Here is a 25,716-nt window from a genome sequence, read left to right on the forward strand (position 1 = left end):
GGGCGCCCGGGTGGCCGGCCTTTACCATTGCTTGCGCAGGTTCAGCAGCACCGTCCTGCCCTGGCCATAGAAGCATTGCAGGTCGTTCAGGCAGTAGTTGACGTATTTGCGGTCCGCCAGGTTGGCTGCGGTCAGCGATAACTTGAATCCGCGCAGATCCGCATTGGCTTTGCCCAGATCGTAATGGATGCCCGCATCCCACAGCGTGACGCTGGGCACGCGCAGGGTGGCTGCCGTGTCCACATGGTTTTCTCCGATGTAGCGCACGCCGACACCGGCCGACAGGCCGTTCAGCATCTGTTGGCCGAACTCATGATTGACCCAGAGCGACGCCATGTGGCGCGGTACGCGCGGCAAAGGCCGGCCCTTCAGCGAAGCGCCGGTGGTGTCGGGGTTCGCCTTGGTAATTTCCGAGCGCGTGTAGGCGTAGGCGCCAATGATGTCGGTGTTGTTCCATAGCCTTGTCCTGGCTTCCAAGTTGACCCCATACGAACGGGCCTCGCCCGTCTGGATGCTGAAAAATTCACGCCCAGGCACGGGATCGGTCGTCAGCATGTTCTGTTGCGTAAGCTGGAACACAGACAGCGTGACCAGGTTGTCGGACCCGGCGGGCTGGTATTTCACACCCAGTTCGAACTGTTCGCCGGTCATGGGCTCGAACGGCTTGCCCGCGAAATCGGTGCCGCCCACCGGTTCGAACGAGGTGGAATAGCTGGCATAGGGGGCAAAACCATTGTCGAATACATAATTGACGCCCAGGCGGCCCGTGAAGGCCTCGTCGCGCATGGGCGCGCTGGTGCGCGCCATTCTGTTGGCGGTATCCGCACTGACGCGGTCATAGCGTCCCCCCGCGGTCAGCACCCAGCCGCCTGTGCGTATCTGGTCTTGCACGTAAAGTCCGGTCTGATGCATGGTTTGAAGCGTGCTCAGGCGCGGTGTCAGCTCGGGGATGGGGATACCGTATACGGGGTTGTACAAATCGATGGCATCCACAGGGGCGGACCCGAAGCGGTAGTCGTCCTTTTGCTTGACGTAATCCAGACCCATCAGCAGCGTGTGCTTGAGCGCGCCTGTTGCAAAACTGGCCTGCGCCTGGGTGTCTATCCCCAGGATACTGCCTTCGCCCTGGCCTTCGGTGGCGACACGGCTCATGGTGCGCTGGTCGGCCCCCAGCATATAGCCCGGCGTACCGCGCGCATTGATGTCCACATTGGTGTAGCGCATGTTCTGGCGTACCGTCCAGATGTCGTTGAAGCGGTGCTCGAAGGCATACCCGACGGCGTATTGTTCACGGTCCATGCGCTCATGCGATGGCTCGCCCGAGAAGCGTTTGCGCGGCAACGGGCCGTTGGGGTTATAGCGCAAGGTTCCGTTTGCCGGCAGGCCCTGGTATTGCGGGATGACCTTGTCATGCTGGTAATGGGTCAGCAAGGTCAAAGAAGTATCGGCGGAAGGACGCCAGGTGAAGCTGGGCGCGATCATTGCGCGTTTTTCTTCGGAATAGTCGGTCATGCCGTCGCTGTCATTGACCAAGCCGGTGATGCGGTAAAGCAGCTTTTCATCCTCGTCCAGCGGGCCGGTCGAGTCAAAGGCAAGCTTGCGCGCATTCAGGTTCCCGCCCTGCAGCCACAGCTCGTGCTGTGATTCGGCCTGGGGGCGGCGGCTGACCATGTTCAGGATGCCGCCCGGCGTCGTCTGGCCAAACAGCCCCGAAGAAGGCCCTTGCAATATTTCAATGCGTTCCAGCATGTAGGGGTCGAATTGGGGCACCGAGACGCTGTAGCTGCTGAAAGGCAGTACGATGCCGTCCAGGTATTGGCGCACGAACAGGCCGCCACGCGCCTTGACGACATCGTAGCGGCTGTCGGTTCCGCCAAAGGCGGCAATGACGCCGGTCGTGTAGGCCACCGCCTGGTTCACGGTTTGCGCGCCCTGCATCTCGACCTGGTCGCGCGTTACCACGCTGATTGTCTGAGGGGCTTCCAGAATGGGCGTGTCGGTCTTGGTGGCCGTGGCGGTACGTCTTGCGGTCAAGCCGGGCACGGGCCCGTAGGCGTCCTCGATCTGTCCACGAATCGTGACGGGCGCCAGGGCCGGCACCGAGGCATTGCCGCCGATCGAAACCGGTGCGGCCCGCAAGGAGTAAGCGCCATTGTGCCCGCGGATCACCTGCAGTCCATGGCCTTGCACGATCTGCATGAATCCATCCCGCACTGAAAAACGGCCGTGCAGGCCGGAACTGTGCTTGCCTTGCGTCAACGCCGAGGCGGCGGACAGTTCCACGCCCGCTGTGCGCGCGAACGCATTGAGCACCGTGCCCAGGGCGCCGGGGGGAATGTCATAGTTGCGCTGGGCTTGGATCTGTTCTGCTTCCTGCGCCCAGGCGGGCGTCGCGCAGGCCAAAGCACCCAGGGCCAGCCCCATGCACAGCGTGGCCTGCGCCAGAATCGAAAGGGGATAAAGGGGGGCCTCTTGCCGGCGTAGGCGCGTGAAGGGGTGAGCTGAAGGCAAAGCCATGGACGTATCCTTGTCAATTCGGAAATTTTTGTTCTGCTTATGGTGTATTCCGAAAGAGAAATCGAATTCCTCAACGCCAGGGCCGATTATTTTGTAACAGCAGGCTTGTGGAGGGGCCGGATTCAGCGAGCGTGTACGGTGACCCAATAACGCGTCCGATAGGTCAGCGCCACCGGCAGGGCCAGCTTCAGGTTGGCCAGGGCGCGGTCGGTGTCGGTCACCGGGAACACGCCCGTAACGGTCAGGTCGGCCACGTCGGGGCTGCAGCGCAGCAGCCCCGTGCGATAGCGCCCCAGCTCGTGCAGGAAGTCCTGGACACGCATGTTCTCGGCCACCAGCAGTCCTTGCGACCAGGCCGATTCGCTTTCCAGGGTGGCCAGCGCAGGCTGCGCAAGGTCATCGGAAAAGCTGCTGCGCTGCCCGGCGTCCAGCCGTAGCGGCGGCGCCAGGGCATGCGCAGGCAGGATGTCGACCGCGCCATCGTACACGGCGACGTGCGAGACGTCCTCATCCTGGCGCACGGTAAAGCGCGTGCCCAGCGCACGCACCAGGCCCTGGCGGCTGCGGACCATAAACGGCCGCCCGGACTCGGCCGGATCATGGCCCGTGGTGATCAGTATTTCGCCCGCGCGAAGCGCGACTTCGCGCGCGGCGTCGTCAAAGCGCACATTGATGGCGCTGGCCGTATTCAGCAGAATGCGCGTGCCGTCGGGCAGGACGATCTCGCGTATTTCGCCGGTGCGGGTGCTGTAATCCGCCGATACCCGCTGCCAGGCCTCGCTGTTGTACACGACGGGCAGGGTGGCAGCCGTCACCGCGGCCAGTCCAAGCGCCTGCAGGGCGCGGCGCCGCGACAAGGCCGCTTTGGCGGCGGGCTCCAGCAAGACGGTGGCGGCATGTTGCGGGACCTCTTGCAGCTTGTTGTCGAACCCCTGCAGGCGCAGCCAGGCCCGCTCGTGGTCGGGATGCGCCGCACGCCATGCGCGGCACGCCGCATGGTCGGCCTCGCCGGCGTCATCGGCCCACAGGCGCGCCATCCAGTGGGCCGCCTTGTGGACGATGGCTGTATCGATGGGCGGCTGCTGCGCCGGGCTTGCGCCCGGGGCGGCCGGCGACAGCGGCTTATCCATTGCTGTACAGGGTCTCGTAGCAAGCTTGCAGGCTGCGGGCAATGTATTTTTCCACCGAGGACACGGAAACGTTCAATTGCTTTGCGATGTCGCGATAGCTCAGGCCATCGATTTTGCACAGCAGCAGTGCGCGCCGCGCTTTGTCCGGCAGGCGATGAAGCATCGTGTCGATCTCGATCAGCGCTTCAAGCACCAGCGCCCGGTCCTCTTCGGACGGCGCTTCGGGTTCCGGCAACAGGCTGAGCGTATGCAGATAAGCTGCTTCAATGCGGCGGCGGCGATACAGATCGATCAGCAGGCCATTGGCGACTTGGGTCAGGTGGCGGCGCGACTGCCCGGCGTCGGGCGGGTTGCCGGCCGCCAGAATGCGCACATACGTATCGTGGGCAAGATCGGCCGCGTCAAAGGCATTGCCCAGTTTTCTATGCAGCCAGCCTCGCAGCCAACCATGATGGTTGCTGTAGAAGGATTCGATTTCCTGCGGGGAAGAGGAGGCCGTCGTGGGCATAAAACTGTAGGCAGCGCCGGTTTTTGATAATGCGAATTAGTCGCATTATAGTTACAAAGGCAGAGCTTGCCTATCCGACCTGCCGCGCGTGCGGCCATACCCGCTCCAGCGCCAGCAGCGCCGCCGCCACGGGCGGGTCGTCCACACGCTTGCTCTGGCATACAAAGCTCAGTGCGCAGGCTAGGCTGACCGCGTTCGCGATCACCAGTCCGTGGGCCTGCGCTTCACGCAGTGCAATGTGGTCGCGCACCAGGCTCAGCCCGACACCCGATTTGACCAGGTCGAGCATGGACGCTTCCTGGTCGACCAGGGCGACATAATTCGCATCGAGTCCGGTCAGCGAGCCTGCGCCGAAGACCTGGGCGAGCATTCTGTGGTGCGCCGATGCGGGCGGCGTGGCGAGCCAGGGCAAGCCCGCCAACTGATGCCAATCCTTGTCGCGCACACGTGTTTCCCAGCCCGCCGGCGCCAGGACGCTATAGGTGAACCCCGTCAGGATCTTGCAGGTCAGGGCGGGCGAGGCGGCTTGTTCATCGCCCGGCACGCTCAGGTAAAAACCGGCGTCCAGCTCTTCACGCTGGACCCGCTGCAGCACTTCGCCGCTCATGCCATGTGCCAGCGCGATTTCCAGATGGCGCGCATACCCCAATAGTTCTTTTAATAAAGCGCCCAGCCGGGTGAACTCAGGGTCCAGGATGGTGCCGATGCGCAGGCTGCCGTGTATTTCCTTGCTCAGTTGGGCCGCGGCGGCCTTGAGCGCCGACTGGGCCTGCAGTACCTTTTCGGCCAGCGGCAAGAGCGCCGAGCCTTCGGCGGTCAGGCGCATGCCTTGTGCCGTGCGGCTTAGCAGGCGCAAGCCGGTCTGCGACTGCAGGTTCTTGATGTGCAGCCCCACGGCGGGTTGCGTGATGTGCAGTTTCTGTGCGGCGCGCGTCAGGCTTCCTTCGCGGGCCACGGCGATAAAAGCAGCCAGGGTGAGCAAGTTCATGCTGCATTATTAGTATTTCTTATATTTTATGCAAGAAATACTCTGTGGATTTTTCCTGTGGCGGTTGCTACATTAGGCGCAAAGCATAAAGGAGACAAGATGTCCCAGGCGGAGTTCGACTATGTGATCGTGGGGGCGGGAACGGCAGGCTGCCTTCTTGCCAACCGGCTGAGCGCTAATCCCTCGAACCGGGTCCTGCTGATCGAGGCAGGCGGTAAAGACAACTATCACTGGATACACATTCCCGTGGGCTATCTGTATTGCATCGGCAATGCACGGACCGACTGGTTGTACAACACCGAGCCCGATCAGGGGCTGAACGGGCGGGTGCTGCGTTATCCGCGCGGCAAGACGCTGGGCGGATGTTCCAGCATCAATGGCATGATCTATATGCGCGGCCAGTCGCGCGACTACGATCACTGGGCCGAGCTGGTCGGCGACCAGGCCTGGTCATGGGACAACAGCCTGCCTGATTTCAAGCGGCATGAAAGCCACTACCGCCTGGATGGCGGAGCCAGACCGGGGCAAGACGCGGGAAGGGCGGATTTTTCCGCCTTTCATGGCGCCGATGGCGAGTGGCGGGTAGAAAAACAGCGTCTGCGCTGGGATGTGCTGGATGCCTTCGCCAAGGCGGCGCAACAGGCGGGCATTCCCGCAAGCGATGATTTCAACCAGGGCATGAACGAAGGGGTTGGCTATTTCGAAGTCAACCAGAAGGATGGCTGGCGCTGGAATGCGGCCAAGGCTTTCCTGCGGCCGGTGTGCATGTCGCGCCCCAACTTTACCTTGTGGCCGCAGGCCCAGGTAGTGGGCCTGCAGATTGCGCCGCAGGCCGATGGCGGGCTTGGCTGCACGGGCGTCAAGCTGCGCCGCGGCGGGCAAGAGGTCATCGTTAAGGCGCACAAAGAAGTCGTCCTGAGCGCGGGCAGCATCGGCACGCCGCAACTGCTGCAGCTATCCGGCATCGGGCCGGCCGCCTTGCTGCAGCAACATGGCATCCAGGTCCTGGCCGACAGGCCGGGCGTGGGCGGCAATTTGCAGGACCACCTTCAGATCCGGACCGTATTCAAGGTGCAGGGGGTCAAGACGCTGAATGCCCTGGCGTCCAGCTTGTGGGGCAAGGCCATGATAGGGCTGGAATATGCCGCCAGGCGCACCGGGCCCATGAGCATGGCGCCTTCGCAGTTGGGGGCGTTCACGCGCAGCGACCCTTCACGCCCCTACCCCAATATCCAGTATCACGTCCAGCCGCTCAGCCTCGAGGCGTTTGGCGAGCCGCTGCATCGCTTCAGCGCCTTTACCGCCAGCGTATGCAATCTGAACCCCGAAAGCCGGGGCAGCGTTCAGATCAAAAGCAACCGGCCCGACGATGCGCCGGCCATTGCGCCCAATTATCTGAGCACGGATGAAGACCGCAAAGTCGCGGCCGACTCTTTACGCGTCACGCGCCGCATCGTGGCTCAAGAGGCCCTGGCGGGCTATCAGCCCGAAGAGTACAAGCCGGGCGTTCAGTTCCAGACCGACGAAGAGCTGGCCAAGCTGGCGGGCGATATTGCCACGACGATTTTTCATCCGGTGGGGACGGCCAGAATGGGCAGGGCGGACGACCCCGCCGCGGTGGTGGATGCGCATCTGAAAGTGCACGGCGTCGCCGGACTGCGGGTGGTGGACGCCAGCATCATGCCGACCATCACCAGCGGCAATACCAACAGCCCAACCTTGATGATTGCCGAAAAGGCCGCGCGCTGGATTCTGGCCGGGCAATAAACAGGTGGCCGCTATGCTCGCGCCGGCCATCCGCGGGGACGCGGGCGGAAAGGGCTAGCGGGCGCTGCCGTCCGTCAGCGCGGGGTGGCGGGTCATGTGGCGTTCCCACTGTGCCAGCGGCAAGGGCGGATGCTGCTGCCAGATGCGCCGGATAACCGCTCTCAGCTCGGGCGTGCCGCGTTCGCGCGGCCAGTAAGCAGGGGTGATCGCCTGCCATGCTCCGTCTGGCCCGGTCCGCTCGGCCATGCGGAAGCGAAAAGAGTAATACCCGGTGCCCAAGCCCATGCGCAGGTCCGAGGCGATCAGCTCGCCGCCGATATCGTCATAGCGCAGCCAGTCTCCGGTGAACCAGCGCAGGCCGTCCAATTGCGGCGAGCCGGGCACGGCGTCGGCCAATGAGGTGTTCAGGGGGATCTTGATGTGTTCGGGCTCTGCGGTGTCGAGCAGGCTGCTGATGGTTTCGACATAATGATCATCCGCGGTCCGCGCCACGACACGCCACAACACGATGTTGAACGGTTCGGGGGTCGAAAATATAGCCTGGACCGATACGCCCTGCTCGGCCAGCCTATGCTGTACCCGTGCCTCGATCACGGACTTGGCCGCCAGCGAAAGCCCCAGGTAAAGGGTGCTCAGGCCTAATGCCCAGACTAGCGTGCGCGTCAGTGCGGGGCGCTTGCCCATGATCAGTCCTGCCACAAACGCAACAAACAGGGGCAGGGTAAAGAAAGGGTCGATAATGAACAGGCTGGACCAGCTCGTCGGCGTTGGCGTCAGGGGCCACAATAGCTGTGTGCCGTAGCTGGTGAAGGCATCCAGCAGGGGGTGGGTGATCAATACCAGCCAGATTGTCAGGAACAGCCGGCCGGCGCCGTAATCAGGCGATGGCCGCCATCGCCGCGCCAGCCAGGTCATGGCAGCCGACAAGGCGGTCAGGACGAAGATAGAGTGCGAGAAGCCGCGATGATTGATCATGCCCGATACCGGGTCGCCATAGTCGATCAATACATCCAGGTCGGGCAAGGTGGCCAGCAAGGCGCCGGCGACCAGGGCCTTGCGGCCATGAAAACGGCCGAGCATGGCGCCTTGAATGCCGGCGCCAAGCACGGCCTGTGTCAGTGAATCCATACCCGCTTCTTGTTAGCTGCAATTGACGCTGATGACCACGTCCTGTTCGTCCACACGCAAATTCAACCTTTGCGGGTTGTATTCCATGGTGATGACATCGTTGGGCCGAAGGGCCCTGGCGAGCTTTGCACCCGCCTGGGCCCGATAGGTTTCAACCAGTTCCGGGCTTACTTTTTGGCCGACCGCCGACTCGGCCAGGTCGGCATTGCAGACCCCCGGCTGTGCCGGCGTATCGGGTGTCGCGGCGGGTTCAGGCTGTGTGCCGGCGGCGCAGCCGGCCAGGGCTGCCGCGGCCAGGACGGCACTGGGTATCAACTTGCGTACCATAAGCGCTCCTATAAGTTGTTCGGAAAGGGCTATATATAGTAATGGATACGCGTCCTGCGCGGTCTTTGGCCGGAAAACGGTAAAATGGCTTGCTGCGCCTTGCCCGTCCGGACAAGGCCGCAAGACATTATTTTGCAAGATCATGGCTAATTTTATTGTTGCGGCACTGTATAAATTCGTGACGCTGCCCGACTATCGGGCGATGCAGAAACCGCTGTTTGATTACTGCGAGTCGCAGCAGGTCAAGGGTACCTTGCTGCTGGCTGAAGAGGGCATCAACGGCACCATCGCCGGCACCCGCGAAGGCATTGCCGCGGTGCTGGATTACCTGCGCCGCGATGCGCGCCTGGCCGCGCTGGAGCACAAGGAGTCCTGGGCTGAAAACATGCCGTTCTATCGCATGAAGGTCAAGCTCAAGCGCGAGATCGTGACCATGGGCGTGCCCAATATCCAGGCCGGCTCCATGGCGGGTACCTATGTCAAGCCGGAAGAATGGAATGCCTTGATAGACGACCCCGATGTGGTGGTGATCGATACGCGCAATGACTACGAAGTGGCCATCGGCACGTTCAAGCGGGCGGTCAACCCGCGAACCGCCAGTTTTTCCGAGTTCCCGCAATGGGTGCAAGCGCAGTCCGCCGAAGGCGGCGTGCTGGGCAGGGGGACCAAAGTCGCCATGTTCTGTACCGGCGGCATACGGTGCGAGAAATCCACCGCCTATCTGCGTTCGCAAGGCTTTGACAAGGTCTACCATTTGCAGGGCGGCATCCTGAAGTATCTTGAAACCGTCCCGCCCGAGGAAAGCCGATGGGACGGCCAGTGTTTTGTCTTTGACGAGCGCGTGTCCGTTGGACATGGGCTGGAGCCCGGGGAGTACGAGCTATGCCGCGCCTGCCGCCTGCCGCTCAGCGCGAAGGACAAGGCGTCGCCCCATTATCAGGAAGGGATCAGTTGCCCATACTGTCACGGCACGCACACGGAAGAACAACTGCAGCGCTTCACGGAGCGCCAGAAACAGGTCGAGCTGGCCAGGGCGCGGCACCAGCGCCATATTGGCGTCCGCATGGAAAAGACGCCTGCGGAGCAATAGGCATGGCTGTCGATCCCGTCCTTTGGCCGCCGGCGTCATGACGGATCGCGCGGCGGCTATTCGCCCGATTCTGTATTCCTTCCGGCGCTGTCCCTATGCGATGCGGGCCCGCCTGGCCGTCGCCGCAAGCGGTGTGCCGTGCGCGCTGCGGGAAGTCGTCTTGCGCGACAAACCCCAGGCCTTGCTGGCGGCGTCTCCCAAGGCGACGGTGCCGGTGCTGGTGGATACCGACGGCACCGTCATCGATCAAAGCCTGGACATCATGTTGTGGGCGCTGCGCCGGCATGATCCCGAGGCCTGGCTGGCGCCGCGGCAGGGCAGCTTGGATGACATGCTGGCGTTGATCGATGAATGCGACGGGCCATTCAAGCAGCAGCTGGATCGCTATAAGTATCCGCAGCGCTATGGAGATCCGGACGGTCGGGAACACAGGGACCAGGCGGTGGCGTGGCTGGTCGATCTGGACGCCCGGCTGGCGCCGTCGGATTTCCTGTTCGGAAGCCGGGCGGCGCTGGCCGATATGGCCATTGCGCCATTTATCCGGCAGTTCGCGCATACGGACATGGCCTGGTTCCAGGCGCAGCCCTGGCCAAGGCTCATGCAGTGGCTGCAGCGCTGGATGCAAGGCGAACTGTTTGGGCGGGTCATGCAGAAGTACCCGCCTTGGCGGGAAGGGGAGCCGGGCGAGCCCTTCCCCTGATTGCTTTGCGATATCAGGCTTGCGCTTTGCCGGCGGCAAGGCCACCGGCTTCGCCCGCCTTTATTCCATGCCTGGCACGACGGTCGAGAAGCCGCCGTCAACGTGGGTGATTTCGCCGGTGATGCCGGCGGCAAGGTCGGACATCATGAAGGCGGCGACATTGCCTACGTCTTCGATGGTGATGTTGCGGCGCAGGGGCGCGTGGGTTTCCACGTACTTCAGTATGGTGGAAAAGTCCTTGATGCCGCTGGCCGCCAGGGTTTTGATGGGACCGGCGGAAATGCCGTTGGCTCGGATGCCCAGGGGGCCCAGCGAGGCCGCCATATAACGGACGCTGGCTTCTAGCGAGGCTTTCGCCAAACCCATGGTGTTGTAGTTGGGGATGGCCTTTTCGGCGCCCAGGTAGGTCAGTGTCAGGACCGAGCTGTTGCGGCCCTTGAGCAAGGGCAGGGCTGCCTTGGTCATGGCCGGGAAGCTGTAGGCCGAGATGTCGTGGGCGATGCGGAACCCTTCGCGGCTCATGCCGTCGAGGAAGTCGCCTGAAATGGCTTCGCGCGGGGCAAAGCCAATGGAGTGGACCAGGCCATCGAGCCCGTCCCAGTGGGACTGCAGTTCTTTGAAGGCGTTGTCGATCTGCTCGTCTTCAGACACGTCACAGGAAATGACGATCTTGCTGCCCAGCTCGCTGGCGTATTCTTCCACGCGCTGCTTGAAGCGTTCGCCTACATATGTGAAGGCCAGTTCGGCGCCTTGCTCTTTGCAGGCGCGTGCAATGCCGTAAGCAATCGAACGGTTCGACAGGACGCCTGTAACCAGAATGCGTTTGCCGCTCAGGAAACCCATGTGATGATCCTTTTTTTGTATAAGAGTGTTAGCCGCGGATGCCTGTGCCCGGAACGCGCAGCTGCTTGCCTTTGGACAGCGTGTTGCCCTTCAGGTTGTTCAGCTTGCGCAGTTCGGTGACGGATGTGTTGTAGCGCTTGGCCAGTGAAAACAGCGTGTCGCCGCTTTTGATGGTATGCGTGCGTACATTGGCCCTGCGTTGCAGGACGACGATGTCTTTGTTGCCCCGGGGCTGACTGCCCCGGCTTGCCGCGCCGCTATCGGGAGCAAGCTCGAGCGAGGCCAGCTGGATGGCGCCCCGCGGGGCATCGGCGGCCGGCACCAGCAGCGTCTGGGCAACGGCGGTGCTTTGCTTTTTGCTCAGGCCGTTGACCGCGCGCAGCGTGCCCAGGCTGATGCCATGGCGCTTGGCAATGGCCGCATACGACTCGCCCTTCTTGCTTTTATAGGTGTCCCAGGAGCTGAGCCGGCCTTGGTAGGCTTCCAGGTTGGCATTGAAAATATCGACCCGATTGGTGGGCAGCAACAGCGTGGCGTCGTGTTCGGCCAGAATGATGGGGCGGTTGAACGAGGCGTTCAGGGCCTTGAATTCTTCGACCGGCATTTCGGCCAGCCTGGCGGCCACTTCAATATCGATGTCCTGCTTCTTCTGCACCGTGGTGAAATACGGCGTGTTGCTGACGGGAGGCAGCGTGATGCCGAATCTTTCGGGGTCGGCAATGATGTTCTTGATCGCCTGCAGCTTGGGTACGTAATTGCGCGTTTCGTCGGGCATGTTGATGGACGCGTAGTCGGCAACGCCGCCCGCCTTGACGTTTTTTTCCATCGCCCGTTTTACGGAGCCCTCGCCCCAATTGTACGAAGCCAGCGCCAGGTACCAGTCGCCCTGGAAGTCATACAGATAAGACAGATAGTCCAGCGCGGCATGGGTCGACGCGATGGGGTCGCGGCGCTGGTCGCGCCACCAGTCTTGCGCCAGGTTGTAATGCCGCCCGGTGCTTGGAATGAATTGCCACAGCCCGGATGCCTTAGCGCGCGAGAGGGCGGTGGGGTTGTAGGCGCTTTCCACAAAAGGCAGCAGAGCCAGTTCGGTGGGCAGGCCGCGGCGGTCGAGCTCGTCGACAATGTAGTACAGGTACTTGCTGGCGCGCTGGCTCATGAGCAGCACCGACTGGGGGTGCGATGCGTAGTAAGTGGTCCACTGCTCGGTCAGTTCGCTGTCCAGGTTCGGGATGGCGAAGCCCCGCCGGATGCGGTCCCACATATCGCGCGGGGGGTGGGTCAGGTCAATGGTGCGCGACGTTTCTTCAGCGGTGTAGTGCTTTTTTGCCGGAGCATAGGGGTTTTGCGGGGTTTGGGTGGCGCAGCCGGCCAATACTGCTACGAGAAGCAGAATGAATAGTCGTAAGCAGCTCATTGGCAAGTCATTTAAAGTTGTTCTTCCATTCGCGCAAGCTGGTAAAAATGTCTACAGGTGTTTCCAGCGCAGCGTCGGCGTAGCCGGCAGCGGCATGTGCCACGGTTGTTTGCGATACTCTTAAAAAAGGGTTGGTGTTCAGCTCGGCCGCGATGGTTGACGGCAGCGTCGGCATGCCTTCAGACCTGAGCCGCGAATCGGCTTCCCACCGTTGTTGCAGTGCGATGTTGTCAGGCTCTACCTGCAGGGCCCACCGCAAGTTTGCCAGCGTATACTCGTGAGCGCAGCACACGAGCGTATCTGGCGGCAAAGCCCCTAGTTTACCCAGAGAATTCACCATTTGTGTCGGTGTGCCTTCAAAAAGCCGGCCGCAACCGGCCGCAAACAAGGTATCGCCGCAAAATAATACGGGTTTACCCGTATCGAGGGTGCCGTAATAGGCAATGTGCCCCGCCGTATGGCCGGGTACATCGAGCACTTGCAACTGCAATCCGACGGTGGGCAATTGTACCGTATCGCCTTCCGCCAGGGGGTAGTCACAGGCGGGCAGCTTTTCCGAAGCGGGGCCGTAGACGGCGGCACCGGTTCGCTGTTGTAATGCCAGCACACCGCCCACGTGGTCTGCATGGTGGTGAGTCAGTAAAATGGCGTCCAGCGCAAGATTGCGTTCGGCCAGGGCCGCTTCAATGGGGGCGGACTGGCCCGGATCCACCACCACGGCGTGTCCGTTTTTGCCTATCAGCCATATATAGTTGTCGGTGAAAGCGGGTACAGGGATAAGTTCAGCAATTACCATAACGCTACGGGAGTCAATGTGTCGGTGGACCAACCTCTTATTCTGGAATTGGCCGAGTGGCTGGAAACGCCGCCCGGCCGCTATGTGCGAGGCTGGGAGCAGAAGCAGATTGATGCAATGGTCAGCAATGTATTCGGCTATCATGCCATACAAATCGGCCTGCCGCATTGGGACTTGCTGCAAGCCAACCGCATTCCGTTCAGGGGCCGCACCCGTGTTCTTTTCGAGCGGGCGGCCGAGCAGGGCGCGGTGGTGGTCACCGATCCCGAATGCCTGCCATTCGACTCGCAAAGCATCGATCTGCTGGTCCTGCCCCATGTGCTTGAATGCTCCTCGGATTCACATCAGATTCTGCGCGAGGCCGAGCGTGTGCTGGTCCCGGAAGGGCGTGTGGTGATTTCAGGCTTTAATCCCTGGAGCCTGTGGGGCGCCAGCGACCGCATTCCGGGGCTGGATCCCTTGCTGCCGATTCCGGCGCATCAGCAGGTATCGTTGCCGCGCCTGAAAGACTGGTTCAAGCTTCTGTCCTTTGATCTGGACCGGGGGCGCTTTGGCTGTTATGCGCCGCCATGCACGAGCCAGATCTGGCTCGATCGCTGGGCATTCATGGAAAAGGCCGGCGATCGCTGGTGGCCCGTATGCGGGGCGGTGTATGTGGTGTCCGCGGTAAAACGCGTCGCCGGTATCCGCTTGGTCGGCCCCAAATGGAAAACGGCCAGGAAACGGGTCCGGCGCCAGGCGGTGGTCACCAGCCGTCATTTTTAATTCTCCTGGTTTAAGGGATGTTCAAGGCCGGCCTGGCCAGGGTTGCCGCGGGCAGTATGCAAGTAATGAACGATAGTCAAGTAGAAATCTGGACCGATGGCGCCTGCAAGGGCAATCCCGGCATGGGGGGGTGGGGCGCGCTGCTGCGTCAGGGGCGCCATGAAAAAGCCCTGTACGGGGGCGAGCCCGACACCACCAACAATCGCATGGAACTCATGGCGGTCATCCAGGCCTTGAAGGCCCTGAAACGCCCCTGCGCCGTCATCGTGCACACCGATTCCCAGTATGTACAGAAAGGCATGAGCGAATGGCTGGCGAACTGGAAGCGGCGCGGCTGGCGCACCGCCGATAAAAAGCCGGTCAAGAACGCCGATCTCTGGCAGACGCTGGATGCGCTGGTTGAACAGCATACCCTGACGTGGCGCTGGGTGCGCGGGCATGCCGGCGATCCGGGCAATGAGCGTGCCGATCAACTGGCAAACCAGGGGGTTGAGCATGCCCGGGCGCAGCAATCAGGCAAAACATCATAAAAAAACCACTCAATACAGGGCAAAGCAATGCTAAAGTCGACAAATTGTGTCTGTCGCTACTGAATTTATAAGCTGATGAAGAATTCCATTGCTGGTCTAGTCCTGGTGCTTGCCTTGGGGATCGCGGTGGGCGTCGGGGGCGCCCGTTGGTATGCCGATCGCGCCGCCCAGGCCCCGGAAAACAGTATGCCGGGCACCCCTGGTCGTGCTCCCGCTGACGAAGCCATCGAGGTCGAGGCGGCCGTTGTCGAACAAGTGCCGCTGGCGCGCGGCGTGTCCGCCGTGGGCAGCCTGCGGTCCGAGAATTCCGTCATGCTGCGCCCCGAAATCACCGGGCGCATTGCGGAAATCAATTTCGAAGAGGGCGGCAAAGTCACCAAGGGGCAAGTGTTGGTGCGCCTGGACGACAGTGTGGCCAAAGCGCAACTGCAACAGGCGCAGGCCAACCTGAGCCTGGCCAGCAGCCAGTACCGGCGCGCGCAAGAGCTCAGTAAGCAGGGTTTCATCAGCCAGCAGGCGCGCGACGAGTCGGCCAGCCAGCTCAAGGTTCAGCAGGCGGCGGCCGCGCTGGCCAAGGCACAGCTTGAAAAGACGGCCATTCTGGCGCCGTTCGACGGTTTGATCGGCCTGCGCAATGTGTCGGTGGGCGACTACGTCAGCCCGGGCATCGACCTGGTGCCCATCGAGTCCATCGACCCGCTCAAGGTCGACTTCAGGATTCCCGAGCAGTTCCTGGGGCAGGTGCAGGTGGGCATCAAGCTGGCACTGGGCTTTGACGCGCTGCCCGGGCAACTGCGGGAAGGCGAGGTAGGGGCCATCAGCCCACTGGTCGATGTGGGCGGGCGCTCGATATTGCTGCGCGCCAATGTGCCCAACGCCGACGGTACCTTGCGGCCGGGCATGTTTGCCCGCGTGCGCCTGCAGTTCGCCGATGCCCAGGGGTTGGTGGTGCCTGAAACAGCGCTTGTGCCGGCGGGCGAAGAGCAGTATGTATATCGTATTGAAGACGGCATCGCCAAACGCGTTGTCGTGAAGCTGGGCTTGCGGCGCGGGGGCAAGGTCGAGATATTGGAAGGGCTCCAGGCCGGAGACCAGGTCCTGACGACCGGCCTGCAAAAAGTCCTCGACGGTGATCGCGTGCGAGTCATTGCCGCGCCCGAAGCGCGCTCTCCCTCCTGATCGGCGGTATAGCACTATGGTTCTTTCCGAAATCTGCATCAAGCGCCCGGTCTTTGCGTCGGTGCTGTCGTTGGTGATCGTGCTGGTCGGCCTGATCTCTTACGACAGGCTGACGGTGCGGGAGTACCCGGCTATCGACGAGCCGGTGGTGTCGGTGCGCACGGACTACAAGGGCGCGTCGCCCGAGGTGGTCGAGTCGCAGGTCACCAAGCCGCTGGAAGACCAACTGGCCGGGATAGAAGGCGTGGATGTCATGACCTCGCGCAGCCGGTCAGAGCGCAGCTTCATCAACATCAAGTTCAACCTGTCGCGCGATCCGGATGCGGCGGCGGCCGACGTGCGCGACAAGGTGTCGCGGGCGCGGCGCTATCTGCCCGATGAAATCGACGAACCGATCATCAGCAAGGTCGAAGCCGATTCGACCCCTATTCTTTATGTGGGGGTCAATCCGGGCACCTATTCGCAGCTCGAGGCGTCTGATTACCTGAAGCGCTATATCAATACACGTCTGTCGGTCCTGCCTGGCGCCGCTGAAGTGCGGGTGTACGGCGAACGCCTGCCCTCGATGCGAATTTATATTGACCGGGCCAAGCTGGCGGCATACGGCCTGATCGTGCAAGATGTAGAGTCGGCGCTGCAGCAGCAGAACGTGTTGATCCCGGCGGGGCGGATCGAGTCGAGCCAGCGGGAATTCACCGTCACATCGTCGACCGACCTGCAGTCGGTCGAGCAGTTTCGCAATGTCATCGTGGCCACGGTCAGCGGCTATCCCGTGCGATTGTCGGATGTGGCCGATGTGCAGATTGGGCCGCTGGACGACCGCGTGCTGGCGCGCTTCAACGGCCAGCCCAGCCTGACCATAGGCATCACCAAGCAGGCCACGGCCAACCCGCTGGAGTTATCCAACTACGTGCGCCAGGAAGTCGAAGACATCAACCAGAATCTGCCGGCCGGCATGCAGCTGGCCCTGACATACGATTCATCGGTGTTCATTCAGGAATCCATCAAGTCGGTGTACCACACCGTGGCCGAGGCCATTGTGCTGGTGGTGCTGGTCATTTTCTTCTTCCTGCGCAGCCTGCGCGCCAGCCTGATCCCCATCGTCACCATTCCGGTGTCGCTGATCGGCGCGTTCGGCATCATGTACTTCATGGGCTTTTCCATCAACACCTTGACGCTGTTGGCCATGGTGCTGGCCATCGGGCTGGTGGTCGATGATGCCATCGTCGTGCTGGAGAACATCTTCCGGCATATTGAAGAGGGCAAGACGCGGATCGAAGCCGCTTTCATAGGCGCCAAGGAAATCGGTTTCGCGATCATTGCCATGACGCTGACGCTGGTCACGGTATACGCGCCGCTGGCGTTTGCCACCGGGCGCACGGGCCGCTTGTTCATTGAGTTTGCGCTGACCTTGGCGGGCGCCGTGCTGGTGTCGGGCTTTGTTGCGCTGACGCTGACGCCTATGATGTGCTCCACCATGCTGCGCCATCAGGCAAACCATGGCCGGCTGTATCTGTTGATCGAAAAACTGCTGGTGGGGCTGACCACCCGATATCGCAGCGGGCTGGCCATGGCCTTGCGCCATCGCTTGATTGTGGTGCTGCTGGGGCTGGCGGTGGCCATGTGCAGCGGCGTGCTGTTCAAGACGGTCAAGAGCGAGCTGGCGCCCATCGAGGATCGCGGCGTGATCTACGGCATGCTGAACGGGCCTGAGGGCGCCACCATCGACTACATGCTGCAAAGCGTTCAGCGCGCCGAACGCTTGTATCAGACGGTGCCCGAGATGGAAGCCAACCAGGCTTTCATCGGTTTTCCGACGGTCACGGACGGCATTGCCATCCTGCGCCTCAAGCCCTGGGATCAGCGCGAGCGGTCGCAGCAGAGCATCGCCAGCGAATTGCAGCCGGAGCTGGCAGCCATGTCGGGTGTCAAGGCCTATCCGGTCAATCCGCCATCGCTGGGGCAGCGCTCCACATCCAAGCCGGTCGAGTTCGTGATCATGAGCCAGGTGTCCTACCCCGAGATGGACAAGCTGGTCAACGGCTTTGTCGACGCCTTGCGCGGCTATCCCGGCCTGCAGAATATTGATACCGACCTGCGCCTGAACACGCCCGAGCTGCGGGTCGAAGTCCAGCGCGACAAACTGGCCGACGTGGGTGTCGATGTGGGCGATGTGGGCCGGACGCTGGAGTCCATGCTGGGCGGGCGTCAGGTTACCCGTTATCGCGATAGCGGCGAGCAGTACGATGTCATTGTCCAGGTCAAGAAGCAGGACCGGGCCGATCCGGCCGACATCTCCGACATCTATGTCCGTACGGCGCAAGGCGGCATGGTGCAGATGTCCAACTTCCTGAACGTCTATGAAAGCGTATCGCCGCAATCCCTGAACCACTTCAACCGGCTTCGTGCGGTCAAGGTGCAGGCCTCGATCGCCCCGGGTTATGCGCTGGGCGAAGTGCTCGAACACATGAACCAGGTGGCGCGCGATACCCTGCCGCCTACGGTGCAACTGGACTTGGATGGCCAGTCGCGTGAATTCCGCGATTCGGCTGGCGGCATTTACCTGGTTTTCATGATGGCGCTGGCCTTTATCTACCTGGTATTGGCGGCCCAGTTCGAAAGCTGGCGCAACCCGCTGATCATCATGCTTTCCGTGCCCCTGTCCATGACCGGCGCCTTGCTGGCTTTGTGGATGTCGGGCGGGACGCTGTCCATTTACAGCCAGATCGGGCTGATCACCCTGGTCGGCCTGATCACCAAGCACGGTATCCTGATCGTGGAGTTCACCAACCAGCTCAGGGCGGAAGGCATGGAGATGTTCGAAGCCGTTGCCGAAGCCAGCGTCATGAGGCTGCGGCCTATACTGATGACTACCGGCGCCATGGTGCTGGGCGTACTGCCCCTGGCATTTGCCGCCGGCGCGGGCGCCGAATCGCGCCAGCAGATCGGCTGGGTGCTGGTAGGCGGGCTGAGCCTGGGGACGATACTGACCTTGTTCGTGGTGCCGGTGGCCTACACGCTGATTGCCGGACCGGTCAAGTCCAAGGCTACCGTTACCGTGGCCGAGCCAGCCGTCGAACCGCAGCCAGAGCCTCCCGTCCATTGACACCAGCGTCCTTGCGCGGATTTTTGAATAACAGGATTTTTTATGCGTCAGATAGTGCTAGATACAGAAACCACCGGCCTGGACCCCGCGCAGGGTCACCGGATCGTCGAACTGGCTTGCGTCGAAATGGAAAACCGCAGCCTGACCGGCCGGCATTTGCACCTGTACCTGAACCCCGACCGCGACAGCGACCCCGAAGCCTTGGCCGTACACGGCCTGACCACCGAGTTCCTGTCCGGCCACCCGCGGTTCGAAGAAGTCGCCCAGCAACTGGTCGAGTACGTGAACGGCGCCGAAGTCATCATCCATAACGCCGCCTTCGACGTCAAATTCCTGAATGCCGAACTGACGCGTATCGGACTGCAGAAATTCGACAGCATGTGCGCCAAGATTACCGACTCGCTGCTGCACGCGCGCGAACTGCATCCCGGCAAGCGCAATTCCCTGGATGCCTTGTGCGAGCGCTACGGCATATCGAACGCCCATCGCACCTTGCACGGCGCATTGCTCGACTCGGAGCTGCTGGCCGATGTGTGGCTGGCCATGACGCGCGGCCAGGATGCCTTGCTGATGGACTTCCAAGAGGAAGACGGCAACGGCGCCAACGGCATCAGGCTGGAGCAATTCGACGCGTCGACGCTCAATGTGGTTTTGGCATCAGAGGCTGAACTGCAGGCGCACAATGACTACTTGCTTGGCCTGGATAAGGCAGCGGGCAAGCCTGCCATATGGCGGGCATTGCAGGACGCGTGACGGCCTATGGCCGTTTGCGCAGCGTGCCGGATACTCAAGGTAAACGGCGGGAGCCGTCGGGATAGTATTCCTGTACCTTTCCGGCAGCGCCAGCGGCGTCGAACTTTTTCTCGGACACCGGATTGCCGCCGGCGTCGTACATCACTTCCGATTTCAGTTTCCCTTGCTCGTCATAGAAGCGATGCAGGCCTACGCGCCGGAATTGCCCCTGCATCACGCCCGAGGATTGCGGCAAGCCCAGGTCGGAGAAGTGTTCCACATAATTTCCGGGCGGCCCTTTGGGGTCGTGCAGGGCCTGGTTCACATGTTTTTCACGTACCTGGCCATTCATGTACCAGAAGGTCGCCCGCATCTGCGCGCCGTCCAGGAAAATCTGCTCGCGCAACGGCGTTCCTTCTTGCGACCATTCCCGTTCGGTGGCCTCCAGCCCGGCGCTGCTGCGTTGTTCAATGACCTCGTAGATAAGCTGTCCGTTCCGTGCGTATTCCTTGCGGTGCTCACCGCCCGGAAGATCCTTGACCACCGTTTGGCCGGCAAGAGAAGTGTTTTTCTCTGCGCTGGCGGCGCCAGGCAGTAGCGTCAGCGTCAGTGCAGCGGCAAGGATAAGGCTGGTGAAGTACATGCAGGCTCGCTCCGTGTGGTGATCGTGCCATATTAACTGATGGTTGTGCTAAACTAGCCGCCTCTATTCTCCTAAGCCCCTTTTCTGGGTGCTTCGGGGCGGTTAGCTCAGTGGTAGAGCACTGCCTTCACACGGCAGGGGTCACTGGTTCGAACCCAGTACCGCCCACCAAATCCTTTTGCAAGACAAGCCGATTTGTGTGCCGTCGCGCATTGCACGTTACCAAGGCGACCCTGGCTCTCCCAGATCCCAATATAGCCCCGCCATCATCTCCAAGCCTTGGCGGGCTATGGGAGCCAGCAAGTGCTCATTGGGGCCGTGCTGCCCGCAAGCAGGGTAAGAGTGTGGAATCCAAAGGGTGGGCAGCCCCAAAACTTCGCTAAAGGCGGCGTTGGGGATGGAGCCCGCCAAATTAGGCATGACTGCGATGGGTTGGCTTGTCGTCAAACGCAAAGAGTTGACACACCACGGTACCCACGGATTGGAAAGGTCAAGGCGGGTCGCGGCTGTGGCCATGCTTACCTTTATTTTCACGTCTTGAAAGCCATGAAGCTGCAAATGGTCTCTGATGAGTTCTTCCAAGCGTTCCCATTGTGTACCGACGACGAAACGCAACTGGCAGTGCGCAACGGCCCGCGGAGGAATGGCATTGACCGGTCGCGTACCATTGCCAGAGGCCAGGGCCAACACCTCCATGGTGTTCCAGGCGATCAGCCGCTCTGGCGGTGTTAGGCCTGGTTCACCCCAGCCTTCATCAAGCGCAGGGTCATTGCTGCCGCCCGCAATAGGCAGGTTCGACACGGCGTTTCGGATCTCTGGTGAAATAGCCGGCGCGTGCAGGCCGTCAACCAGCATGACCCCCTGCGCATTGATCATGGTGGCTATCGCGTTGGCCAGGACGGTTGCGGGGTTGCGCAGCACGCCGCCCCAGTTGCCTGAATGGAAGGCCCCTTCGCGGCAGTCCAGTGACAGGGTGAAATTCACCATGCCGCGTGAGCCCAGGAAGAGCGTGGGTTGGTCAATGCTGATACGAGGCCCATCGCAGCCGATGAATAGATCCGCGCTCAGTAAATCGCGATGTTTGTCGCAAAACTCCAATAAGCCTGGCGACCCGGCCTCTTCTCCGCTTTCCAAGAGCACAGTCACGTTGTAGCCCAGGCTGCCACCGCGCGCATTGATGGCTGCCTGAAGCGAGGCCAGGCTGATGCTGTGCTGGCCTTTATTGTCGGCTGTGCCACGGCCATACCAGCGCTCGCCTTCTACCACCACGCGCCATGGATCGAGGCCGGCGCGCCACGACGAAGGCGCTCCGCTGACGACATCGCCATGCCCATACAGCAGCACGGTGGGCAGAGATACATCTTCGATTCGCCGGGCGACCAGGAATGGGCCTCCGCCGTCAATCGGGTTGGGTAGCATCTGGACGCTGAACCCCATCGCCGTCAGATAAGGGCCCATTTCATCTTGCAGATAGGCGGCCAAGGCGGGCGGCAGCTCGCCCTGGTCGCTTTCGCTTTGATAGGCGATTCGGCGGCGAAGGTCCCGAAGCAGTCCGCCTTGCTCAAAATATGCGATCGCATGGCTGATGCATCCCTTGCGGGAATGAGGGTCGGCGGGTGAAGAGGGTGCGAAGGTGGCGTGCATGAATATCGAATCAGGGCATCAGTTACGCGTAATGTTGTTTGCCTTTGCGATCGGCTCAAGCTTGGCGATATCCGCCTTGACTCTCGTCACGTAGTCAGCCGAGCCTTCGAACTTTGGCTCAAGCCCCGCATTGGTCAGTTTTTCTACAAGCGATGGTTCGCTCATGGCGCTTTCCAGTGCGTTTTCCAAGGTGGCCTGTACTTGTTCTGGCAAACCCTTGGGGGCGACCAAGGCAAACCAGGATTGCATCGCGAAGCCCGGAAAACCGCTTTCCGCCACGGTGGGTACGTCTGGCAGGGCAGGGGAGCGTTCCGGGCCGGTTACGGCGATTGCCTTGATTCGTCCGGACTTCAGGGCTGTCGCGGCGGCGGGAACCGCATCAAAGCTAATGGGAATCTGGCCGCCCATCAGATTCGTCAATGCGGGTGACGCGCCTTTGAAAGGAATATGGACGACGTCCACTTTGGCCGCGGACCAGAGCATTTCGGCGGCAAAGTGCACGGTGGTGCCATTGCCATGCGAGCCGTAGGAGTATTCACCAGGCGTCTTTCGCATTTCATCCAGCAGTGTTTTCAGGTCATTGGCCGGTTCTGTCTTGTTGGCCAGCAGCGCCAGGCTGGTTGTTCCCACAATGCCTATAGGCGTGAAGCTTTTGATCGGGTCGTACGATAAATCCGGATAAAGAATCGGATTGACGGTGAACGTCGTTGCGGTGCCGAGCATCAAGGTGTAGCCGTCAGGCTCTGATTTGGCCGTGTGCTCCGCGCCGATGATGGTGGCGGCGCCAGCCTTGTAGTCCACCACCACCTGTTGTGAAAGCTTGTCGCTGAGTTCTTGCGCGATAAAGCGGGCAACCGAGTCTGTCGTACCGCCGGCCGGGAACGGCACAATCAGCTTGATGGGACGGTCTGGATAGGCGGCCATGGCGGGTTGTGCGGCCAGGCCCGTGACCGCTGCTGCAAATAGGCAAGACATGTACTTCATGATGGGTTTCATTTTTTCTCCTCCTTATAATGGGACGACTACCTTGTTTTGTGAAACTAATGCGCAGTATCTTCAAGCGTGACAATGCGGTTGAAATCCTCTCCGTCCGAGAGCGTCGCCGCACTCGCTTTCCATATGTCGCCAACCTTTGAAGAGATTGGCAGTTGCAAACCCGACTGCTTGATCAAATCCACAGCCAGGCTGACATCCTTGCGCATCAATCCCATGGTGAAGCCCGAGTCGAAGGCCTCATTCATGATGCGGCTTGGATAGTTGTAAAGCGTCACGCCGCTGCGGCCCGAGCCTGCGTTGACCGCGTCGATGAGCTGCTCGACGGCAACGCCGGCCGACGCCGCCATTTTGAATGCCTCGCTCGCCGTCAATAAATGGGATGCGACAAGCAGGTTGTTCACCAACTTTGCAATTTGACCTGCGGTGACATGGCCGACGTGGAAACGCTTGGTCCCCAAGGCCGCCAATACCGGCTCGGCCTGTTGAACGTCATCAGCGTCTCCGCCGATGAACATGGTGAGCTGGCCGCTTGCGGCGCCACGGGGGCCTCCGCTGACTGGCGCATCGATATAGCGCATTCCTGCCTTGGACAAGATCTCAGCGATCTGCTGGGTGAGCTTTGGGTCGCCGGTCGTCGTATCCACCACAAGGGTATTCTTGCCAGCCAACTTGGCCAGCCCTTGATCTCCCTCTACCAAAGCCAGTACGTTTTTCGAGTTGGGCAATGACAGCACAACCAGGGATGCGCCAGACAGGAGTTCGCTCAAATCTTCTGCAACGTCTATGCCGTTGGCACGCGCAACCTGGCACGCTTCGGGTGACAGGTCCAGGCCTCGAACTGCAAAGCCGGCGCGTACTAAAGTATTCGCCATGCCCAAGCCCATCTTTCCCAAGCCCACTACACCGATCAATTTTGATTCATTCATTGTTTCGCCATTCATGAAAATAGAAGCCGCCGGACACTACTGGCCCGCAGCATGGGGAACCCAAACACTCTTTACCTGGGTGTACTCATAAAGCGCCTCTTCGCCGCTGCCTCGTCCGTAACCGCTATTGTCGTAGCCGCCAAACGGCGTCGCCACGTGCATATCGCGGTACATATTGATCCAGAAGATGCCTGCGCGAACCCGCGCCGCCACGCGATGAGCGCGGGCGATATCCCGTGTCCATACGGCTCCGGCCAGGCCGAACTCGGAGTCATTGGCAATCGATACCGCCTCTTCTTCGGTGTCGAAAGGAATCACGACGACGACTGGGCCAAAGACTTCCTCCCGTGCAATGCGCATCTGGTTGTGAACCCCCGTCAAGATGGTGGGGGCGATATAGTAGCCAGACTGCGCGGGAGGCTGGGCATCGCCCAGCATCAGGCTGGCGCCTTCGCTCAGGCCCATGGCGATCATGTCCCAGGTTCGCTTATATTGCGCCGCATTATTGATGGGTCCGCAATCTGCGTCCTCGTCCAGCGGTGCGCCCACTTTGTACCGGGATGACGCAGCCATCAGTTTTTCGACGAATGCGTCATGGATGCCTTTCTGAACCAGTAGCCGCGATCCGGCCGCGCAGTTTTGGCCTGTATTGCTGAACGCCGCCACCACGGCAGCGTGTGCCGCCTGCTCCAGGTCGGCATCCTCGAATACGATATTGGCCGATTTGCCTCCCAGCTCCAACAGACAGGGAATCGGGCGGGCGCCGGCCGCGCTATTGACACGCCTGCCCGTCTGTGTCGAGCCCACGAAAACGACCTTCTTGATGGCGGAATGCTCGATTGCGACGGGGCCTATAGTCTGGCCCAATCCATTGGCCACATTCAAGGTTCCTGCAGGCAAACCGGCTTGTACAGCCAGCTTTGCGAGCGCCAGCGCGGATAGCGGTGTCAATTCGGAGGGCTTCAGCAACACAGCATTGCCCATGGCCAGTGCAGGGGCGGCGTTCCATGCGGCGAGATACAAGGGGGAATTCCACGGCATGATTTGAAATACGACGCCCAAAGGCTCTCTAAGCGTGTAGTTCAGCTGTCCCGTTGGGACCGGGATGGTTCTGCCGGTGAACTTATCCGTCCAGCCGGCATAGTAGCGAAATATCTCGGCCACAGCCGCCATTTGCGCACGACTGGCTTTAATGGCTTTGCCGCTGGACCATGACTCGAGCCGGGCAAGCGCCTCGGAATGCGCCATCACCAATTCCGACAGCCTGGCGAGCGCAACACCGCGCGCTTGCGCCGACAAGGCCGCCCAGGCGCGCCAGCCGGTGATTGCGCTGTCCAGCGCTTGCGCTACCTGTTCGTGGCCCATATCGGAATACGATAATGACGGTGTCCCATCGGCGGGATTGGTCAGCGTAATCTCCTGGCCTTGTCCAGCGATGCTATACCCGCCGATATAGGAACCGAGCTTGGCATCAGGCGCCACTTCAAGTATCGAGCGCAGCCATGCAAGCGGCGCCGGATCAAGGCTGGGGTCAAGACCGGTATTCATTTTGCTTGCTCTTCCGCGTCGTACTCCGCGAAGAAGGTCCGTGCTATTCGCGTTGCATCGCTGCCGGTAGGCACGCCGCAATACAGCGCCACTTGCAAGAAAATTTCGGCAATCTCCTCGCGTGTTACACCGTTGTTCAGAGCGCCTCGCAGATGCACCTTCAATTCGGCGGGGCGGTCCGCCGCCGAAAGCAGCGCCAGATTGACAATGCTTCGAGCCCGGCGGTCCAGCCCGGGGCGATCCCATATGTCACCCCACAGGTTTTTGATCGCGAACTCGCGCATGGGCTCACTGAATGCGTCCGTGACGGCCTTCGAGTTGTTGACATAAGCTTCGCCCAATACTTCCCGGCGGATTTCCTCGCCGCGCTTGAACAGATCCTTCGACATTGCTTTCCTTTGATTCGATGTTGGAGCTTTAACCTCCGTTGGAAACA

General features: G+C 61.2%; 23 protein-coding genes and 1 tRNA gene. 9 read left to right on the top strand and 15 right to left on the bottom strand.

Features of this window, described 5'->3' with window-relative positions; genetic code table 11:
* Positions 1–21: 21 nt before the first annotated feature.
* From RE432_RS08235 to RE432_RS08250, 4 genes are all read right to left on the bottom strand, one after another.
* Positions 22–2,517 carry a TonB-dependent siderophore receptor gene (locus RE432_RS08235; RefSeq protein WP_310932833.1) on the bottom strand — a complete coding sequence of 832 codons (2,496 nt, stop codon included), beginning with the start codon at positions 2,515–2,517 and terminating at the stop codon, positions 22–24.
* A 122-nt stretch (positions 2,518–2,639) separates the two neighbouring features.
* The gene (locus RE432_RS08240) at positions 2,640–3,647 is read right to left on the bottom strand and encodes a FecR domain-containing protein (protein WP_310932834.1); all 1,008 of its coding nucleotides are present in this window, start codon (positions 3,645–3,647) and stop codon (positions 2,640–2,642) included.
* Complete coding sequence (locus tag RE432_RS08245) at positions 3,640–4,155, bottom strand: sigma-70 family RNA polymerase sigma factor (RefSeq protein WP_310932835.1); 516 nt, start codon at positions 4,153–4,155, stop codon at positions 3,640–3,642. Before RE432_RS08245 ends, RE432_RS08240 begins: the two co-directional genes overlap by 8 nt.
* A gap of 70 nt (positions 4,156–4,225) precedes the next feature.
* Entirely contained in the window at positions 4,226–5,143 is a 918-nt protein-coding gene (locus tag RE432_RS08250) for a LysR family transcriptional regulator (RefSeq protein ID WP_310932836.1), read from the bottom strand.
* Positions 5,144–5,242: 99 nt separating this feature from the next.
* Here RE432_RS08250 and RE432_RS08255 point away from each other — a divergent pair, with 99 nt between their 5' ends.
* Positions 5,243–6,910, top strand: a complete 1,668-nt coding sequence (locus RE432_RS08255; RefSeq protein ID WP_310932837.1) for a GMC family oxidoreductase N-terminal domain-containing protein — start codon at positions 5,243–5,245, stop codon at positions 6,908–6,910.
* 54 nt (positions 6,911–6,964) lie between these two features.
* Here the strand turns inward: RE432_RS08255 and RE432_RS08260 are convergent, their stop codons facing one another.
* Positions 6,965–8,038: a metal-dependent hydrolase gene (locus RE432_RS08260; RefSeq protein WP_310932838.1), complete on the bottom strand. Its 1,074-nt coding sequence runs from the start codon at positions 8,036–8,038 to the stop codon at positions 6,965–6,967.
* A gap of 12 nt (positions 8,039–8,050) precedes the next feature.
* On the bottom strand, positions 8,051–8,365 hold the full coding sequence (locus tag RE432_RS08265) for an I78 family peptidase inhibitor (protein WP_310932839.1): 315 nt from the start codon (positions 8,363–8,365) through the stop codon (positions 8,051–8,053).
* A 142-nt stretch (positions 8,366–8,507) separates the two neighbouring features.
* Between RE432_RS08265 and RE432_RS08270 the strand changes: the two genes are divergently transcribed.
* Entirely contained in the window at positions 8,508–9,455 is a 948-nt protein-coding gene (locus RE432_RS08270; protein ID WP_310932840.1) for a rhodanese-related sulfurtransferase, read from the top strand.
* Positions 9,456–9,492: 37 nt separating this feature from the next.
* A complete protein-coding gene (locus RE432_RS08275) occupies positions 9,493–10,155 on the top strand; it encodes a glutathione S-transferase (protein ID WP_310932841.1) in 663 nt (220 codons plus the stop codon).
* A gap of 60 nt (positions 10,156–10,215) precedes the next feature.
* Here RE432_RS08275 and fabI read toward each other — a convergent pair whose 3' ends face one another.
* The 3 genes from fabI to gloB are packed head-to-tail and all read right to left on the bottom strand — an operon-like array spanning position 10,216 to position 13,211.
* Positions 10,216–10,998, bottom strand: a complete 783-nt coding sequence (fabI, locus tag RE432_RS08280) for an enoyl-ACP reductase FabI (protein ID WP_310932842.1) — start codon at positions 10,996–10,998, stop codon at positions 10,216–10,218.
* Positions 10,999–11,026: 28 nt separating this feature from the next.
* A complete protein-coding gene (locus tag RE432_RS08285; protein WP_310932843.1) occupies positions 11,027–12,415 on the bottom strand; it encodes a transglycosylase SLT domain-containing protein in 1,389 nt (462 codons plus the stop codon).
* A 7-nt stretch (positions 12,416–12,422) separates the two neighbouring features.
* The gene (gene gloB / locus RE432_RS08290) at positions 12,423–13,211 is read right to left on the bottom strand and encodes a hydroxyacylglutathione hydrolase (protein WP_310932844.1); all 789 of its coding nucleotides are present in this window, start codon (positions 13,209–13,211) and stop codon (positions 12,423–12,425) included.
* Positions 13,212–13,229: 18 nt separating this feature from the next.
* Here gloB and RE432_RS08295 point away from each other — a divergent pair, with 18 nt between their 5' ends.
* From RE432_RS08295 to dnaQ, 5 genes are all read left to right on the top strand, one after another.
* Positions 13,230–13,976 (top strand): methyltransferase domain-containing protein, encoded by a 747-nt coding sequence (locus tag RE432_RS08295; RefSeq protein WP_310932845.1) that lies wholly within the window; start codon positions 13,230–13,232, stop codon positions 13,974–13,976.
* A 65-nt stretch (positions 13,977–14,041) separates the two neighbouring features.
* On the top strand, positions 14,042–14,506 hold the full coding sequence (gene rnhA, locus RE432_RS08300) for a ribonuclease HI (RefSeq protein ID WP_310932846.1): 465 nt from the start codon (positions 14,042–14,044) through the stop codon (positions 14,504–14,506).
* 75 nt (positions 14,507–14,581) lie between these two features.
* Positions 14,582–15,685 carry an efflux RND transporter periplasmic adaptor subunit gene (locus RE432_RS08305; RefSeq protein WP_310932847.1) on the top strand — a complete coding sequence of 368 codons (1,104 nt, stop codon included), beginning with the start codon at positions 14,582–14,584 and terminating at the stop codon, positions 15,683–15,685.
* A 16-nt stretch (positions 15,686–15,701) separates the two neighbouring features.
* Positions 15,702–18,791 carry an efflux RND transporter permease subunit gene (locus tag RE432_RS08310; protein WP_310932848.1) on the top strand — a complete coding sequence of 1,030 codons (3,090 nt, stop codon included), beginning with the start codon at positions 15,702–15,704 and terminating at the stop codon, positions 18,789–18,791.
* Between the two features lie 42 nt (positions 18,792–18,833).
* Positions 18,834–19,544 (top strand): DNA polymerase III subunit epsilon, encoded by a 711-nt coding sequence (gene dnaQ / locus RE432_RS08315; RefSeq protein WP_310932849.1) that lies wholly within the window; start codon positions 18,834–18,836, stop codon positions 19,542–19,544.
* 34 nt (positions 19,545–19,578) lie between these two features.
* Here dnaQ and RE432_RS08320 read toward each other — a convergent pair whose 3' ends face one another.
* The gene (locus RE432_RS08320) at positions 19,579–20,166 is read right to left on the bottom strand and encodes a hypothetical protein (protein WP_310932850.1); all 588 of its coding nucleotides are present in this window, start codon (positions 20,164–20,166) and stop codon (positions 19,579–19,581) included.
* A gap of 96 nt (positions 20,167–20,262) precedes the next feature.
* On the opposite strand from RE432_RS08320, the gene RE432_RS08325 reads away from it, so the two are divergent.
* Positions 20,263–20,337 (top strand) — tRNA-Val (locus tag RE432_RS08325).
* Positions 20,338–20,385: 48 nt separating this feature from the next.
* Here RE432_RS08325 and RE432_RS08330 read toward each other — a convergent pair.
* Genes RE432_RS08330 through RE432_RS08350 form a run of 5 tightly spaced genes read right to left on the bottom strand, consistent with a single transcriptional unit; the run spans position 20,386 to position 25,669 of the window.
* The gene (locus RE432_RS08330) at positions 20,386–21,810 is read right to left on the bottom strand and encodes a M20 family metallopeptidase (RefSeq protein WP_310932851.1); all 1,425 of its coding nucleotides are present in this window, start codon (positions 21,808–21,810) and stop codon (positions 20,386–20,388) included.
* 18 nt (positions 21,811–21,828) lie between these two features.
* Complete coding sequence (locus tag RE432_RS08335) at positions 21,829–22,806, bottom strand: tripartite tricarboxylate transporter substrate binding protein (protein ID WP_310932853.1); 978 nt, start codon at positions 22,804–22,806, stop codon at positions 21,829–21,831.
* A gap of 44 nt (positions 22,807–22,850) precedes the next feature.
* Entirely contained in the window at positions 22,851–23,732 is an 882-nt protein-coding gene (locus RE432_RS08340; protein WP_310932854.1) for an NAD(P)-dependent oxidoreductase, read from the bottom strand.
* Between the two features lie 36 nt (positions 23,733–23,768).
* The gene (locus tag RE432_RS08345) at positions 23,769–25,280 is read right to left on the bottom strand and encodes an aldehyde dehydrogenase family protein (protein WP_310932855.1); all 1,512 of its coding nucleotides are present in this window, start codon (positions 25,278–25,280) and stop codon (positions 23,769–23,771) included.
* Entirely contained in the window at positions 25,277–25,669 is a 393-nt protein-coding gene (locus tag RE432_RS08350) for a carboxymuconolactone decarboxylase family protein (RefSeq protein WP_310932856.1), read from the bottom strand. The genes RE432_RS08345 and RE432_RS08350 overlap by 4 nt, the downstream gene beginning before the upstream one ends.
* Positions 25,670–25,716 lie beyond the last annotated feature (47 nt).

The sequence above is a fragment of the Pusillimonas sp. SM2304 genome (assembly GCF_031628915.1).
Taxonomy (GTDB): domain Bacteria; phylum Pseudomonadota; class Gammaproteobacteria; order Burkholderiales; family Burkholderiaceae_B; genus Pusillimonas_C.

What these genes read in the sequence shown, in the direction of transcription:
- RE432_RS08265 (WP_310932839.1), bottom strand. Translation starts at nt 8,365, where the DNA reads ATGGTACGCAAGTTGATACCCAGTGCCGTCCTGGCCGCGGCAGCCCTG.
- RE432_RS08305 (WP_310932847.1), top strand. Translation starts at nt 14,582, where the DNA reads ATGAAGAATTCCATTGCTGGTCTAGTCCTGGTGCTTGCCTTGGGGATC.
- RE432_RS08260 (WP_310932838.1), bottom strand. Translation starts at nt 8,038, where the DNA reads ATGGATTCACTGACACAGGCCGTGCTTGGCGCCGGCATTCAAGGCGCC.
- RE432_RS08235 (WP_310932833.1), bottom strand. Translation starts at nt 2,517, where the DNA reads ATGGCTTTGCCTTCAGCTCACCCCTTCACGCGCCTACGCCGGCAAGAG.
- RE432_RS08340 (WP_310932854.1), bottom strand. Translation starts at nt 23,732, where the DNA reads ATGAATGAATCAAAATTGATCGGTGTAGTGGGCTTGGGAAAGATGGGC.
- RE432_RS08255 (WP_310932837.1), top strand. Translation starts at nt 5,243, where the DNA reads ATGTCCCAGGCGGAGTTCGACTATGTGATCGTGGGGGCGGGAACGGCA.
- gloB (WP_310932844.1), bottom strand. Translation starts at nt 13,211, where the DNA reads ATGGTAATTGCTGAACTTATCCCTGTACCCGCTTTCACCGACAACTAT.
- RE432_RS08345 (WP_310932855.1), bottom strand. Translation starts at nt 25,280, where the DNA reads ATGAATACCGGTCTTGACCCCAGCCTTGATCCGGCGCCGCTTGCATGG.
- dnaQ (WP_310932849.1), top strand. Translation starts at nt 18,834, where the DNA reads ATGCGTCAGATAGTGCTAGATACAGAAACCACCGGCCTGGACCCCGCG.
- fabI (WP_310932842.1), bottom strand. Translation starts at nt 10,998, where the DNA reads ATGGGTTTCCTGAGCGGCAAACGCATTCTGGTTACAGGCGTCCTGTCG.
- RE432_RS08285 (WP_310932843.1), bottom strand. Translation starts at nt 12,415, where the DNA reads ATGAGCTGCTTACGACTATTCATTCTGCTTCTCGTAGCAGTATTGGCC.
- RE432_RS08270 (WP_310932840.1), top strand. Translation starts at nt 8,508, where the DNA reads ATGGCTAATTTTATTGTTGCGGCACTGTATAAATTCGTGACGCTGCCC.
- RE432_RS08330 (WP_310932851.1), bottom strand. Translation starts at nt 21,810, where the DNA reads ATGCACGCCACCTTCGCACCCTCTTCACCCGCCGACCCTCATTCCCGC.
- rnhA (WP_310932846.1), top strand. Translation starts at nt 14,042, where the DNA reads ATGAACGATAGTCAAGTAGAAATCTGGACCGATGGCGCCTGCAAGGGC.
- RE432_RS08335 (WP_310932853.1), bottom strand. Translation starts at nt 22,806, where the DNA reads ATGAAACCCATCATGAAGTACATGTCTTGCCTATTTGCAGCAGCGGTC.
- RE432_RS08275 (WP_310932841.1), top strand. Translation starts at nt 9,493, where the DNA reads ATGACGGATCGCGCGGCGGCTATTCGCCCGATTCTGTATTCCTTCCGG.
- RE432_RS08250 (WP_310932836.1), bottom strand. Translation starts at nt 5,143, where the DNA reads ATGAACTTGCTCACCCTGGCTGCTTTTATCGCCGTGGCCCGCGAAGGA.
- RE432_RS08310 (WP_310932848.1), top strand. Translation starts at nt 15,702, where the DNA reads ATGGTTCTTTCCGAAATCTGCATCAAGCGCCCGGTCTTTGCGTCGGTG.
- RE432_RS08350 (WP_310932856.1), bottom strand. Translation starts at nt 25,669, where the DNA reads ATGTCGAAGGATCTGTTCAAGCGCGGCGAGGAAATCCGCCGGGAAGTA.
- RE432_RS08320 (WP_310932850.1), bottom strand. Translation starts at nt 20,166, where the DNA reads ATGTACTTCACCAGCCTTATCCTTGCCGCTGCACTGACGCTGACGCTA.
- RE432_RS08240 (WP_310932834.1), bottom strand. Translation starts at nt 3,647, where the DNA reads ATGGATAAGCCGCTGTCGCCGGCCGCCCCGGGCGCAAGCCCGGCGCAG.
- RE432_RS08245 (WP_310932835.1), bottom strand. Translation starts at nt 4,155, where the DNA reads ATGCCCACGACGGCCTCCTCTTCCCCGCAGGAAATCGAATCCTTCTAC.